Raw genomic sequence first — 14,491 nt, forward strand, 5'->3', positions numbered from 1 at the left:
AAAGCATTGGTGCAGGACGGGATGCAAGCTATGAAACAGCTATGTATGACCGCCCGGGACACATAGGGACGTCACAGCTGGCACACAACCAGCAACGCAGGAGCGGGCTAATCTGGGTCTGGTGAGTCGACCAGCCCCGCCGGCACTGACGATTCGGCATGACGGGTCTCAACGTTCCTTCGCTCCCGGCCATGAAGTGGTGATCGGGCGCGACCTGCATGCCGATCTCCGTATCCCGGACCCCCGCATCTCGCGCGCGCATCTCATCCTGCGCTTCGAGCAGGGCCGCTGGCTGGCGATCGACAACGGCTCCCTCAACGGCACCTACGTCAACGGCTACCGGATGCCCGTCGTCGACGTTCACGACGGGCAGAGCATCAACGTCGGCAATCCTGCCGGGCCGCGGCTGACCTTCGAGATCGGCCGGCAAAGCCCGCAGACCAAACCACGCAGCACGTTCAACGATGGCGCCCGCCACGACAGCGGCCCGCCCACGCTGGCGTGGTCGACGAACGTCCCGCGTCCGCCTGCCCGCCAGCCCAATGGACGACCGGTGTCACCGCCGCCCAGGCGCCCGCCGGCGCGTCCAATGCCGCCCGAGGAAGTCACCACGGTGAACGCCGGGCCGCCGCCGGCCGAGGTCACGGCGATCGATGCCAAGCTGGCGGACGTATCGAGCCTGGCCACCAGGATGGTCAGGATCCTGTCACCGCGTTCGGGGATTGCCGGGGCCCCGAAGTCGACCGGCGCCATCACCATCGGTCGTGCCAACGACAACGACATCGTCGTGTCCGACGTGCTCGCCAGCCGCCAGCACGCCACACTGCGGACCACACCGCTGGGCACCGAGATCCAGGATCGCAGCGTCAACGGGACTTTCGTCAACGGCACCCGGGTCGGCTCGGCAATACTCTCCCAGGGCGACGTGGTCACTATCGGCAACGTCGACCTGCAGTTCAACGACGGCACGCTCGTCCCGCGTAGCGAAACCGCAACGCGCACCGGCGGTCTCGAGGTCCGCGGAGTCAACTACACCGTGGACAACGGCAAACAGCTGCTCGACGGCATCTCCCTGACGGCGCGGCCCGGGACGCTGACCGCCGTCATCGGCGGGTCGGGCGCCGGCAAAAGCACGCTGGCCCGGCTCATTGCCGGCTACGCCCGCCCCAGCAAAGGTTCGGTCAGCTTCGAAGGCCATGACGTTCACGGCGAATACGCGTCGCTGCGCAGCCGGATCGGGATGGTCCCGCAGGACGACGTGGTGCACCGCCAGCTCACGGTGCACCAGGCGCTCGGCTACGCCGCCGAACTCCGGCTGCCGCCGGACACCAGCAAATCCGACCGCGCGCGGGTGGTGGCCCAGGTTCTCGAGGAACTCGATCTGACCAAGCACGCCGACACCCGCGTCGACAAACTCTCGGGCGGCCAGCGCAAACGAGCTTCGGTGGCGCTGGAACTGCTGACCGGGCCGTCGCTGCTGATCCTCGACGAGCCCACATCCGGGCTGGACCCCGCGCTCGACCACCAGGTCATGATGATGCTGCGGCAACTGGCCGACGCCGGCCGGGTGGTGATCGTGGTCACCCACATGCTGTCGTACCTGGATATCTGTGACCAGCTACTGCTGGTGGCGCCTGGCGGCAAGACCGCGTACTGCGGTCCGCCCGACCAGATCGGTGGCGCCATGGGCACCACGAACTGGGCCAAGATCTTCAGCCAGGTGGGCGCCGACCCGGCGGAAGCCAATCGCCGGTTCCTCGAGCGGAGCCAGTCACAGGACCGGCCTGACCCCGACACAGCCCCGGCCGACCTGGGCGAACCGGTGCACACCAGCATGCGTCGACAGATCTCGACGGTCGCTCGACGGCAAGTTCGCCTGGTGGTTGCCGATCGCGCCTACTTTGTGTTCCTGGCCCTGTTGCCGTTCATCCTCGGCGCACTATCGCTGACCGTGCCCGGGTCGAACGGATTCCGCGCGGTCGGCGAGCACGGCGGCACTCCGGACGAGTCGGCTCAGATTTTGAACCTGCTGCTGCTGGCCGCGGCGTTCATGGGCACCGCCCTGACGATTCGCGACCTGGTCGGTGAGCGGGCGATCTTCCAGCGCGAACAGGCGGTTGGTCTGTCGACGACGGCGTACCTACTGGCAAAAACCGGCGTGTTCTGTGTGTTCGCCGTGCTGCAGGCCGCGATCGCCACAGCGATCGTCGTCGTCGGCAAAGGTGCACCGACGCGCGGCGGACTGGTGCTTGGGCATGGCAACACCGCGGCCACCTTCGAGTTGTTTCTCACCGTCGCCGCGACCTGCGTGGCTTCGGCGCTACTGGGCCTGGGCATTTCGGCGGTGGTTCGCTCCACGGAGCAGATCATGCCGCTGTTCGTGGTGTCGATCATGGCGCAGCTGGTGCTGTGCGGCGGGATGGTCCCGGTGACCAACCGGGTTGTGCTGGAACAGGTTTCCACAGTGGTGCCGGCACGGTGGGGCTATGCCGCGGCCGCATCGACGGTCGATGTGCGGTCTCTGGTACCGGGCTCGCTGGTCCCCCAGGACAGATTCTGGCAGCACACCTCAAAGATCTGGTTGCTGGACATGGGGATGCTGGTGGCGCTGTCGGTGTTCTATGCCGGCTTTGTGCGGTGGAAATTGCGGCTCCGTAGATAAGGGCGCAGGTAGAGTCTTGACATCCATCCGCCGAAGCACGAGACATTCGACCTGACCGCCCGCACCAACACGGATCCGAAAGGGATCGTGCGGGCGGTCGACGAGTACGCGGTGCATCCGTGGGGGCTCTACCTGGCCCGTCCGACGCCGGGGCGCGAGCAGTTCCGCTATCTGGAGTCGTGGCTGCTGCCGTCATTGGGTCTGCGCGCCACGGTGTTTCACTTCAACCCGGGTCACGAAAGAGACCATGACTTCTATCTCGACATCGGCGAATACAGCCCCGGGGAGACGGTGTGGCGGTCGGAAGACCATTATCTCGATATCGAGGTACGCACCGGTAGCGGCGCGGAATTGGCCGACGTCGACGAACTCTTGGACGCCGTGCACCAGGGCTTGTTGAGCCAGACCATCGCCGAACTGGCGATCCGGCGCGCCGTCACCGCCATCGATGGGTTGGCCTGCAACGGATATGACCTGACTACGTGGCTGGCGGGACAGGGTATGACGCTCCGGTGGCACGGATCTGACGCCAAAACGCTTCCTGCTCAATGACGCTCGGAATGTAGTCGAATCCACAGTTTTCCCGGCTAACGGCCGGGTACCTAAATACCATGGCTGTAAGCAACTATGAGCAAGGTGGCCGGCATCGACGACAGCGCCGAACTCCGGTTGACGGACCGTGCTTCGTGGTTCAGCATCGACTGGCACACAGCGATCACTATGACTTCCGCCTGGAAATCGACGGAGTGCTGGTGTCGTGGACGATAGCCGACGGCCCGTCGGTCAGCCCCGCCGAGCAGCGCATGGCCCGACGCGCCGAAGACCATCCGCTCGAGTATGCGACGTTTGAGGGCGTGATCCCCGAGGGCCGACACGGCCCCGCCGGAGTAGTCGTCTGGGACCATGGCACATACGCCAACGGAACTCGTCACGACATGGCCAAGGGCCTTGCCTGTGGCCATGTTTCGTTCGATCTGCGCGGCGACAGGCTGCGCGGGCGGTACGCCATGACCCGGATTCGAGAGGGTGACGAGGAAACCTGGCTGCTGGTCAAACGCCGTGACGAGAGTGCGCACAGCTTGTCATGACAGGTGCCGCACGAATTTCCTTAAGCCTCCGCATCGTGCGGGCTTTCGCGTAGGAAGCCGCCTAGCCGGCGAACCCCCTCCCTGATCTGCTCAGCCGGCACGTGGCTGCACGACAGCCTCAATGTCGTGTCCCCCTCATGGCCGGCGTAGAAGTCACGCATCGGGGTCCACAGCACGCGATGGTGCGCAGCGCAGCGTTGCAGGGTGGCGTGGTCCAAATCCCGTCGGGTCTGCATCACGACGAAAAAGCCGCCCGTGGGCCGGTTCCAGCTGAGCCCGAGTTCGCCTGCGTCGGGGAACTCGTCGTCCAATGCGGCCAACAGCAGGCTCCGCTTGTCGCGGTAGGACTGTCTCAGCACCCGCTCGCGCTCGGCCAGGGCAGCCGCATCTGACAGCACCAGGCCCGCGACCATGGCCTGGCTGATTGGAGAGGTGTTCACCGTGGTGGTGTTCTTCAGGGTGGCCAGCCAGCTGGCCAGGGTGGACCCGTCGTGCCAGGGCTGATCGGCGACCACATAGCCGACGCGGGCACCGGGGAAGCACACCTTGGAGAAGGTGCCCACCTGGATCACCATCCCGTCCTCGTCCAGAGCCTTCAGGCACGGCGGGACGTCAGGATCGGTGAAGCCGTAGGTCGTATCTTCGATCAAGAACACCTGCCGCTCCCGAGCGGTGCGCAGCAGTTCCAGCCGGGCCGGCCGAGGAATCACCGTCCCTGAGGGATTGGCGCAATCGGGTGCGACGTACAACGCTCGCAGCGGTTCTCCCAGGGCTTCGGCTTGCTCACACGCCGCCTCGAGGTCCGCCGCGGTGACGCCCTCGGGGCCCTCGAGAATGTCCATGGTCCGGGCACCCATGAAGGTCGCCGCACCTCGGATCCCGGCGAACGCGGGGGCAACGATGCCGAGAGTCCCGCGGCGATGCAGTTCCAGTGCACGAAGAATGAGGATGAACCCCTCCTGCGCGCCGACGGTGATGGTGATATCGGAGGCGCCCACCGCCAGGGCGGCGGTGGCGGAGAGCGCGCGGGCGAGGTCCGCGTTGACGATCCCCTGGCTGGGACCGTACTGAAACAGGGCGTCCCACCCCGGCGCTTCGCTGCCCAGCCGAGCGGCCACCTCGTCGACAGCCGCGATCAGGCGCTCGCGGGTGATGCCGTCCAGCAGCGGCGCTCCCGGGGCGAACGAGATTGCGCGCGGGTAGCGGCCCATCACCTCGTTGAGAAATCCGATGGCGCCCAGAATCTGGGCTTCGGCCCTGCCCGTCTCTGGCGTGCCTGTCACAGCCGGCTCGACAGCGTGTGACGCACATCGGGGGCGTGCATGCGATCCGCTTGGACGATGGCGAAGTCGGCCAGGTACGTCGCGAACTCGTCTTCGGGCTCGATGCCGTGGGCGAGCATCAGCTTGTTGGGCATCACGGCGGGCGCCGACAGCGCCGCGGCCACCGACGCCACTGTGGCATCCACATCGGCCGCCCGCACCACGGCGTCGACCAGGCTGGCCTGCATCGCCTCGGTACCGCTCAGACGCCTGCCACGCAGGATCAGCTCCCGGGCGAGCGGCACCCCAACCCGGCCGGGGAGCCGCAGGTTGGCTACGCCGGGAACGATGCCCTCGCTGGCGGCCGGCAAACTCATCCAGGCGTCATCGACGGCGATCACGTGGTCGGTCACCAGGGTGAGTTGCATGCCGCCGCCGATGGCGAAGGAATCGACCACGCAGATCCACGGCTGGGCGACGTCGCGCCCGGTCTCCGGATCGCGCACGCCGCGCGCCAACTTCGACAGCAGGCCCGCTTCGCGACCGATAAAGAAATCGAGGTACGAAATCTTGCCGGCGGCAAGGTGCTTGAGGTTGATCCCCGCGCAGAACACCCGCTTGCCGGCATACGACGCGTATTCCATTGGGGCGCCGCGGATCACGCCGACCGAGGAGGAGGGGTCCAGTGTCACCACGTCGACGGCCACCTCGAGATCGCGCATGAGCTGGTTCGTTTCCGCGTTCAGTGTCATGGTGTTGGCCAGGGTCACTTCGGTCAGCTCGGCAAAGCCGTCCGCGCGTCGTAGGGTGACGGTTTCCAGGACGAGCTCACCGCTTTCCCGGAACTCGTCGGCGTGGGCCGACGACTCGGGAAGCGGCGTGCGCATGTCAACCAGTGCCGGAATGGCAGTGGCCGGGTTGCGCAACAAGGCCCGCAGAAACCGGCCTTGGTCGCGCTCCACCTGCAGCCGTTCGCTCGGGGCCAGCGCGTCGTCGTGACGTCTGGTCGCCCGGTCAGGCAGCAGATCGGGCAGCTGGTCACCCGCGGCGCGCACCAGGTCACCCAGCCTGGCTGGCCCGCGGTTATCGCCGTCAGCCGCCGTCAGCGTCCGGTAGACGTCGTCAATGTGCTCCTCAAACCAGGCCGCGGCTTCCCGAAGCTCTGCTTCTGTCGAGGGCCGGTCCCACGGCGTGGGCCGGCTGTGTCGGGCCGCGATGCCCGGGGAGGCGCCGTTCGCGGGGCGAATGCGGTCGGTCATCTAGTCTTTCCCGCGCCGCCGCAGATAGCGCTCACACGCAGCGAGGTGGGCCCCCACGGCTTCTTCGTAGCTGGTGTGGACGGCCTCGGCGATCAGCTGGCGGACGACCCGCAGGTCGTCGAGGCCGGCCACCCCGGCGCGCAGGGTCGCCACCTCGGCCTCGGGTCTGTCGGTGATGATGTCCACCAGGCCGCTGCCGAGTGCCGCGTCGGCGTGCACCGGTTCGCCGAGCAGTGCCAGCCGAATGGTCTGGGCGGGGCCGATCAGTTGGACCAGACGGAACAGCGCGGTGCCCGGCCAGACCGCGCCGTCGTTGCGCCAGATCACCTGGGAGCCGGGGGCGGCGATGCGGAAGTCGCAGGTCAGCCCCACCTCCAGCGCGGATCCGCCGACCTGGCGCCCGAACAGTGCCACTGTGGCCGCCGGCGAACGCTCGACCAGACGCAGCGCACGCTCCCAACCGTTCACCTCGCCGATGCCGTCATCCGGCGACAGGTGCTCTGCTCCTGCGTCGCGCAGATCGATGACGGCCAAACCGCTGCCCACGGACCGGATGAAGTCGTTCAGCGCCCGCGTGCGGCAGGCAAGGTCGCCCGACGGCAGAGTGAAGTAACCGGCGTGCTCCCCGGGCGGCTCGATCATCGAGTCCTCGTCACGTCCACTGGACCAGGGCCATCTCGATGGTCGAGCCGGGGCCCATCGTCGTGATCACTCCGTAGTCCCCCGGCTGGACGACGTTCTCCCGGTTCAGTCGCTCGAGGCTGAACAGGAACGACCCGCTGGCCAGGTTGCCGTAGTCGCGCAGCACGCTGGTGGCGTGGCGGACGGCGTGGCGGCTCAACCCCAGGTTCACCCGTAGCGCGTCGAGGACCTTCTTGCCTCCGGAGTGCACCACCCAATGGTCGATGTCGGTGATGTCCAGACCGGTGCCAGACAACAGGCGGCTCAGGGCGAACTCGGCGTTGGCCCCGATCACGTACGGAATCTGCGGGTCGAGGTAGAAACTGAACAGGCCCTGGCTGTCGTCCCAGTCGTAGCGCATCGCCTCGAGCGCTTCCAGGATGATGTGGCTGCTGGTCTTGAGTACCAACGGGTGTGGCGTGGCGGCCAGCTTCGGGTCAGTGCTGACTGCCAGCGCGGCGGCGCCGTCGCCGAACAGGGAATTGACCACGGCGGTCCGCATGGTGCCATCGAAGACGTAGGCGGCCGAGCAGGTCTCGACGCAGATCATCACGGCGAGTTTGTCGGGATGCGCCTCGGCCCAGGCGGTTACCGGCGCCAACCCGTTGAGTCCGCCATTACAGCCCATGCCGACCACGTCGAGTCGCGCACAATCCGGCCGCATATCCCGATGCCTCATGAGCCACGCGGACAACCCGGGCGTCATGAATCCCGTGGAGGTCACACAGCACAGGTAGTCGACGTCGGCAGGGGTGCGGCCGATGTTCGCCAGGCACTTGCCCAGAGCTTCGGCGGCCATCTTGATGCCCCACTCGCGGTGTTTGACAAGCAGTTCGCCCTGGCTTTCGGGCCGGGGTCGGCCGTCGGCGTCGCGCGGCGGCAGGACCAGGTGCCGGGACGCGATCGCGCTGTTCTTGAACAGCGAGCGGATCTTGTCGTCATCGATGTCGAAGTGCTCGATGAGTTCGTCTTGGGTGTACCGAAACGGTGGGACGCTGGTACCGACCGCACAAAGACGCGCCTGCATCAGATGTCCCCGTCGCGCGGCGATAACGGTCGGGCCGGCACGGTCCGGCCTAATCTGGTGGCGTGCCCGCTGCGTTGGACCAGTTCGAGTTCGTCGAATACGAGAAGCGTGATCGCGTCGCCACGATCACCATGCGGCGCCCCGAGGTCCTCAACGCCATGAACGTGCGCATGCATGAGGAGCTCAGGCTGGTCTGGGAGGACTTCGAGAGCGATCCGCAGGTCTGGGTCGGCGTCCTGACGGGTTCGGGTGATCGCGCCTTCAGCGTCGGACAGGACCTCAAAGAACTCGCGGATCGCGACGCGCGCGGAGCCGCGGGGTTGTCGTCGTTCGGGAGCAAGGGCAAGCCGGGTGCACCGCGGCTCACCGACCGGTTCGACATCACCAAACCCCTGGTCGCCAAGGTGCGCGGATACGCGTTGGGTGGCGGCTTCGAACTTGCGCTCGCCTGCGACCTGATCATCGCCGCCAGCGACGCGCAGTTCGGATTGCCCGAGGTCCGCTTGGGTTTGGTGGCCGGCGCCGGAGGCGTGTTCCGGCTGGGCCGTCAGCTGCCGGCGCGGGTGGCGGCCGGCTACCTGCTCACCGGCCGCCGCATGACCGCGCACGACGCGCTGCACCACGGCTTGGTCAACGAGGTGGTTGCGCCCGAGCGCCTCGACGACGCGACGCAGGCCTGGGTCGACGACCTGTTGCGGGGCGCACCGCTGGCCGTGCGGGCGACCAAGGAGGCCCTGTGGCGCTCGCTGGACCTGCCGTTGCGGGACGCCTTCGACGAGGTCTATCCGTGTGAAGAACGGCGTAAGCGCAGCAGCGATGCCATGGAGGGTCCCCGCGCCTTCACCGAGGGCCGGCCACCGTCGTGGACTGGGACGTGAAGGCTTGCGCAAGGTAGTCCTGGAACCCACCGGTGCGGGCGGAGTCGCACGAGAACCGGTGTAAACCACCACCGAGCAGGTTACAGCGGTAGTTAGCGGCCGAAACGTAGCCCCTGCCATATGATCTCGAATCCTACGTCCTACGTCGACGCGTAACAGATTATCCCCGTTTGGTCCTTCTCATCTGGCAAATCAGCGGAACAGTCGTGCCGCATCCTGTTCTTTACCTGCCGCCTGCCGATCCTTTCCCGCTCTTCGGGGCTGGCCTAGGGCCGTTTGTCCCCAATCTGCGCATCGTTGGTCCCTCCTGGACTGCTTTGTGAGCTTCCGTCGTCGCGCCGGCCACCGACGATCTCTTCTCACGGCGGCGTGAGCTGATCTTGTTGCGGTGGGTGCCATTCCGGCGTTCATCACCTGCGTGATAAACCACCAATTCGACTCAGCGCCTTCCTACCCGGTGGCCAGCGGTGACCGTGACCCTTGCCGCTTTGCCCGCCTGGCTGCACACTCACCTCGCGGCCGAGAGACCTCAACGGCCGGAACCCGCCGGCCGTATCCGATTCGCGTTGCGGAATCCAGCGCGCGCAAGGGTTTTCGGTGTCACATAGGCTACGAGCGCCCGGTAGAGGCGGTATTCATGCACGTGGGCCACGATTGTGCCCCACGCGTCAGGAATTGATGTGCGAATTCCAGTCCGATACTGACCCTGAGTCCTGGTCTGCTGGTTACGCTCTGCGATGAGTTCAATCGGTGCTCGTTGTGATCACTCGAGTCCACACGTGAAAACTGAGGGACGGTGTCCAGATACCTGAATCGCGGGCTGAACGGGCGCCAGCCCCTTTGGTCGCTTGACGGAACGGCTGCCGACCCGGCCGATCCGTCCTTCCACGCATCGCCGGACCGATTCAGCGCGTGGCAAGCGGCGCGCCGCGAGCATCCGCTTGCGTGGACTCATTCACCCACCTACGGAGAATTTTGGTCGGTCACCACCCACGACCTCGGGCGCCAAGTACTGCAGAACCCTTCTCATTTCACCTCGACCGCAGGCATGCGTCTGGGCGGCAACGCTCGCGCTGTCGCCCTGGCTTCCGGAAAAATGCTGGTCGTCACGGACGGTGGCGCTCATCGACGATTGCGGGCCGCCCATTCGGCGTGGCTCTCCAAATCGGCCGTTGATCGGATGTCTTCCGCTGTTGAACGCGATATCGAGAAGCTGCTCGCCGACCTGATCGCACGGGGCGGCCCCTTTGACGCCGTAAGAGACTTCGGCACCGTGATTGCACGTCTGGTTCTAGGGCAGGTACTGGGAATACCGGACGCGGACTGGGCAGAACTGGGCAGACTGACCGACGCCGCTTACGCAACCAATGTTGAGCAGGAAGCCGCCCAGGCACACGGTGAATTGCTCATGTATCTCTTCGGCTTGCTCGAGCAGCGTCGAGCAGAGCCTCAGGACGACTTTGTGACGGCGCTGTCCAATACCGATGTAGACGGCCATCGCCTTACCGATGATGAGATCCTGCTCAATTGCGATGGCATGCTCAGCGGCGGGCTTGAAACGACACCGCTCGCGGTCGCCGGTGCCCTGGTGGCCTTCGCCGAAAATCCCGATGCCTGGCAACAGCTTCGTGGGTGCCCAGAGCTGTTCGACTCGGCTGTCGAAGAAATCTTGCGCTGGACTTGCCCTGCGGCACATCTGATGCGGACCGCCCTCGTCGACGTGTCGCTTGGGGAGGCCGAGATTCGATCGGGTGACCGAATCGTCGTATGGCTCCCTTCCGCTAACCGTGACGAAGCCGTGTTTCCCGATCAAGGTTTCGTCATCGGCCGTAATCCGAACCCGCACTTATCCTTTGGCTCCGGGCCGCACTCGTGTGTCGGTGCGGTCCTGGCCCGCCTGGAGTTGCGCTGCCTGTTAAAGGTCTTGGCTCGGCTCGTGTCGTCCATCGAGGTGACTGGTCGGGAAGAACGCCGGCATTCCAACTTCCTTCACGGTCACGAGGTGGCCGAAGTCACCACGCTGGCCGCGAGTGATTCTTGAACCCTTAAAGCACAAGCTAACTCGGCGGCAGCACTACCGGCCGTATTGCCATGGATGACAGCTGCCAGGGATCATCCCTGGTGCCGCCTGCGCCGACGGCGGCGCCACCAGGTCCACGAAAACAGGACCGATATCGGCCGAGTTCTCCTGCCGCCGAACACGATCGGTGCCGACTGCGCACTAGTGCGGTCACCACGAGCCGGCACGGTGTGCGCTAGTGGGAAGCGAGTTCGTGCTCGATGAGTTCGCGGTAGACCGGCATGCCCAACAGTTCAGCGTGCGTGCCCCTTGCATAGATCCGGCCGTGCCGAAGAACCAGGATCTGGTCGGCGTTGGTGACGGTGGAGAGTCTGTGAGCAACGACGAGGAGGCTGCGATGGCCGCGCGCTTGCAGAAGATTGTTCATGACGTCGTATTCGTTGGCGCGGTCGAGGTGCGCAGTTGGCTCGTCCATGAGGATGAGCTGCGACCGGGACAGCAGGGCGCGGGCCAAGGCGAGTCGCTGGCGTTGACCACCGGACAGACCGCGCCCGCGTTCAAGGACGGGGGTGTCGAGTTGTTCGGGAAGACGAGCGATTTCGTCGGCGATATTTGCCTGTTCGAGGACACGCCATAAGTCGGCGTCCCCGGCGTCCGGATCGGCAATGAGCAGGTTGTCGCGGACGGTGCCATGGAGCACGGGTGCGTCTTGTTCCAGAAGTCCGAGGCGGCCGCGGAGTTCCTTGAGTCCAATGCTGCGGAAGTCGCGGCCTTCCCAGCTCACGGTCCCGGAACTCGGGTCGTGGAAACGGCACAGCAACGCCAGAATGGTTGACTTTCCCGCACCAGAAGGCCCGATCAGCGCGGTGGTCTGATCCCGAAGGAGCGTGAAGGAAACGTCGTCCAGGACGGGGTCGTTGCCGTAGGAGAACGACACATGGTCGAATTCGACCAGCGGAGCGCTGTTCTCGTCCTCGGCCGAGAACTCCGACGCGCTCGGCGCGTTCACACCGCCCGCGACGGCAAGCGAAGCCTGGTCGCCCTCCGGCAGTTCGTGCAGTGTGGCGATCAGATGTTGATGTGCGCCTGCTGCGATACGCACATTGGTGAATGCGACAAAGGCAGCGGTGACAGGAAAAATCGCGTACAGGGCGAAAGCAAACAGGCTGACGAATTGGCCAACGGCCAAGGTGCCGTCCGCGACGCGCTGCCCATCGATGATCATGATTGCCACAAATGAGCCGGTGACGCCCAACCGGAATACAAGAACACTCATGGCGGTGGATGCCGCGATGCGGACGCCATACTCATAGGCGGCGTGTGCACTGCCGCCGATGGACTGCGCTTCGCGATCTTCGGCGCCGTAGAGCTTGATGGTGCGTGCGGCGCCGAGGGCTCGCTCCAATCCGGCTGTGTAGTCGCCCAGTGCGGCCTGACAATTCAATGAAGCGCGTTGGATCCGGGAAAGAAATGGATTGCCGGCAGCGAACGCCAGCCCCATGGCCACCACCACGATACCCACGGTGAGCGCATCGATGGTCAGCATGAAGATGACGGCACCGAGCAAGGTCAACGCCCCAAAGAAGACGTCGCTGACGGCGCGTGGCATCTCACGCAACAGACTTGCGTCGCTTGTTGCGCGGGCCAGCAGGGTTCCGGTGCGAGTCCCGTCCAATAGTCCGATCGGCAGGCGGACAACGTGACTGGTGAAGACGGCTCGCACCTGCAACACGATTTTCGCGCCGATCCGGCCCAGCCGATAATGCCCTGACGCCTCCGCCAGCAGCTGACCGACAAGCATGATCACCAGCAAGACGGCCAACGTGAAAATCGGTGTGCCGGCCGATGCCCGGTCGACGAGCCGGCCGATCAGCAGCGGCTGCAGCAGGCTGAGCGCGGTCGCAACGCCGAGTAGAAACAGGCTCACCGTCATCGAGACCCAATGGACGCGAAGCAGACTGATCATGCGAGGGTCGTCGGCTACGAAGCTTTTGGCTGGCGCCATTAACACTTATCCTTTCTGGCGCTGGTCAGCCTTTACCGAGTGTGTCCCGAGTGTCGCGGAACTTCGGTGGCCGTCCTTGGCGAATTCTAGACGATCGCCGACTCGGTGGGATAGCGTCACGCCAGGAATCCCGAAGGCTACTCATTTGACTCGATACCATGCAGGCCATTTTGCGGTGACCCGCTCAAATATGTGGTCCAATCCCCTTTGCCGGCTTGATTTTGACGCTAAATACGGTGACCTGTTGAAATTCTTCTCGTTGGGGCGCCAAGCGACCACGATCCGATTCCCCGACGGCAAGAATTTCAGCTGCATCAATACGATGGGTGAACGCCTTCATGCGATTACACCGGCGGCAGGTCCGGTGCCCGCGACTGAGCAGATGCACGCCGCTTTCCTGACCGCCGCGGGGCCCCTTGACAGCGCCCGAGCACTGGCTAGTCTGCCGCTATGCGCGAGAGGCGACGCACTGCCGCGAAGCGCGTCGCAACATTTCCCTCCTTCCGTCAAACGGCAGCGCAGATCGATCATCTGATGGGCGAGCATGCGCCGCAGGCTCTCTCATGCACGGAGGTGTGCTGGTGACCCCCACCTCGCAGAGTGGGGCTCCGGCCCGACCGGTTGTTCTGTTCGTCCTGGGCTCGGGCCGGTCCGGAACGTCGGCGCTGACGCGGGTTCTGTCGCTATGCGGCGGTACGCTCCCGCCCGGGATGTTGGGCGCCAATTCGGGCAATCCGCATGGCTTTTGGGAGCCTCGCAAAGCCATCGTTCTCAATGAGCGAATCCTGCGGCGCCTCGGCAGCGCGTGGGAAGACCCGACACTGCGACTGTACGAGGAAGGAGCGTTCGACGCCGAAGCCAGGACCGCTTGCATCACCAAAGTCAGGGCTTACCTCAGCACGCTGCCGGCCGCACCGCTCGTCGTCATCAAGGAACCGAAGATCACGCTGCTGTCCGGCGTGTGGTTCGAGGCGGCGCGTCTGGCCGGTTTCCACGTCGTCGCCGTGATTGCGATGCGCCACCCGCAGGAGGCCATCGCGTCGCTCAGGAAGATGGGAACCTCCTTTGAGCTCTCGAGTGCTTTGTGGCTGAAGGCCAACCTCCTGGCCGAGAGACATACGCGGGGCACGCCGCGAGTGTTTGTCGAGTACACCAACCTTCTGAATGACTGGCGCCGGGAGGTAATTCGCATTTCCGCTGGGCTCGCGATCGACCTTCACACCCGGGATGAGGGCGCGATCGAGGAGTTCCTCAACCTTGATCTCCGCCGTCAGCGCCGCCGCGGCCCGGTGACAGACCCCTTCGGCACAGACTGGATTTCTACCGTTTACGAAACGCTGCACGCAGCTTCGCAAGACGAGCCTTGGGATGCGTCTACGCTGGATCGAGTCTTCGAGGAGTATCGAGCGAGCGAACATACCTTCCGAACGGCGTTGGAGGAGTTCCGCCGGATTCGCCGGCTGAATGTGGGGATGCGGCCGTCCATACTGAAGCTGATCTACGAGGTCAGTGCGATCGCTCACCGGCGCAGCGGGACCTGGGCCTAGACTCGCCGGACTGCAGAAAATCGCACACGAATCGCTGCCTAAAAGTCACGGTGAGATAAGTT

12 protein-coding genes are annotated in these 14,491 nt (G+C 65.2%); 6 read left to right on the top strand and 6 right to left on the bottom strand.

Annotated elements, in window-relative coordinates:
- Positions 1-121: 121 nt before the first annotated feature.
- The 3 genes from QXK92_RS06035 (at position 122) to QXK92_RS06045 (ending at position 3,750) form a co-directional block, all read left to right on the top strand.
- Entirely contained in the window at positions 122-2,662 is a 2,541-nt protein-coding gene (locus QXK92_RS06035; protein ID WP_306240759.1) for an FHA domain-containing protein, read from the top strand.
- A gap of 87 nt (positions 2,663-2,749) precedes the next feature.
- Positions 2,750-3,214 (top strand): DUF402 domain-containing protein, encoded by a 465-nt coding sequence (locus QXK92_RS06040; protein ID WP_306240760.1) that lies wholly within the window; start codon positions 2,750-2,752, stop codon positions 3,212-3,214.
- A 59-nt stretch (positions 3,215-3,273) separates the two neighbouring features.
- Positions 3,274-3,750: a DNA polymerase ligase N-terminal domain-containing protein gene (locus QXK92_RS06045; protein ID WP_306240761.1), complete on the top strand. Its 477-nt coding sequence runs from the start codon at positions 3,274-3,276 to the stop codon at positions 3,748-3,750.
- A 20-nt stretch (positions 3,751-3,770) separates the two neighbouring features.
- Here the strand turns inward: QXK92_RS06045 and QXK92_RS06050 are convergent, their stop codons facing one another.
- The 4 genes from QXK92_RS06050 to dpgA are packed head-to-tail and all read right to left on the bottom strand — an operon-like array spanning position 3,771 to position 7,979.
- Positions 3,771-5,033 (bottom strand): PLP-dependent aminotransferase family protein, encoded by a 1,263-nt coding sequence (locus QXK92_RS06050; protein ID WP_306240762.1) that lies wholly within the window; start codon positions 5,031-5,033, stop codon positions 3,771-3,773.
- The gene (locus QXK92_RS06055; RefSeq protein ID WP_306240763.1) at positions 5,030-6,271 is read right to left on the bottom strand and encodes an enoyl-CoA hydratase/isomerase family protein; all 1,242 of its coding nucleotides are present in this window, start codon (positions 6,269-6,271) and stop codon (positions 5,030-5,032) included. The genes QXK92_RS06050 and QXK92_RS06055 overlap by 4 nt, the downstream gene beginning before the upstream one ends.
- Complete coding sequence (gene dpgB / locus QXK92_RS06060) at positions 6,272-6,913, bottom strand: enoyl-CoA-hydratase DpgB (protein ID WP_306240764.1); 642 nt, start codon at positions 6,911-6,913, stop codon at positions 6,272-6,274.
- A 10-nt stretch (positions 6,914-6,923) separates the two neighbouring features.
- A complete protein-coding gene (dpgA, locus tag QXK92_RS06065; RefSeq protein ID WP_306240765.1) occupies positions 6,924-7,979 on the bottom strand; it encodes a 3,5-dihydroxyphenylacetyl-CoA synthase DpgA in 1,056 nt (351 codons plus the stop codon).
- 62 nt (positions 7,980-8,041) lie between these two features.
- On the opposite strand from dpgA, the gene dpgD reads away from it, so the two are divergent.
- Entirely contained in the window at positions 8,042-8,857 is an 816-nt protein-coding gene (dpgD, locus tag QXK92_RS06070) for an enoyl-CoA-hydratase DpgD (RefSeq protein ID WP_306240766.1), read from the top strand.
- A gap of 796 nt (positions 8,858-9,653) precedes the next feature.
- Positions 9,654-10,898, top strand: a complete 1,245-nt coding sequence (locus QXK92_RS06075; protein WP_306240767.1) for a cytochrome P450 — start codon at positions 9,654-9,656, stop codon at positions 10,896-10,898.
- 214 nt (positions 10,899-11,112) lie between these two features.
- Here QXK92_RS06075 and QXK92_RS06080 read toward each other — a convergent pair whose 3' ends face one another.
- Positions 11,113-12,882, bottom strand: coding sequence for an ABC transporter ATP-binding protein (locus tag QXK92_RS06080; RefSeq protein ID WP_306240768.1), 1,770 nt, complete (start codon positions 12,880-12,882; stop codon positions 11,113-11,115).
- Positions 12,883-13,066: 184 nt separating this feature from the next.
- Positions 13,067-13,222 carry a hypothetical protein gene (locus QXK92_RS06085; protein WP_306240769.1) on the bottom strand — a complete coding sequence of 52 codons (156 nt, stop codon included), beginning with the start codon at positions 13,220-13,222 and terminating at the stop codon, positions 13,067-13,069.
- Positions 13,223-13,445: 223 nt separating this feature from the next.
- Here QXK92_RS06085 and QXK92_RS06090 point away from each other — a divergent pair, with 223 nt between their 5' ends.
- The gene (locus QXK92_RS06090) at positions 13,446-14,429 is read left to right on the top strand and encodes a sulfotransferase family protein (protein WP_306240770.1); all 984 of its coding nucleotides are present in this window, start codon (positions 13,446-13,448) and stop codon (positions 14,427-14,429) included.
- The last annotated feature ends 62 nt before the right edge of the window (positions 14,430-14,491 follow it).

Origin of the sequence: Mycobacterium sp. TY815, assembly GCF_030755135.1 — a bacterium.
In the GTDB taxonomy this organism is placed as follows: Bacteria; Actinomycetota; Actinomycetes; order Mycobacteriales; family Mycobacteriaceae; genus Mycobacterium.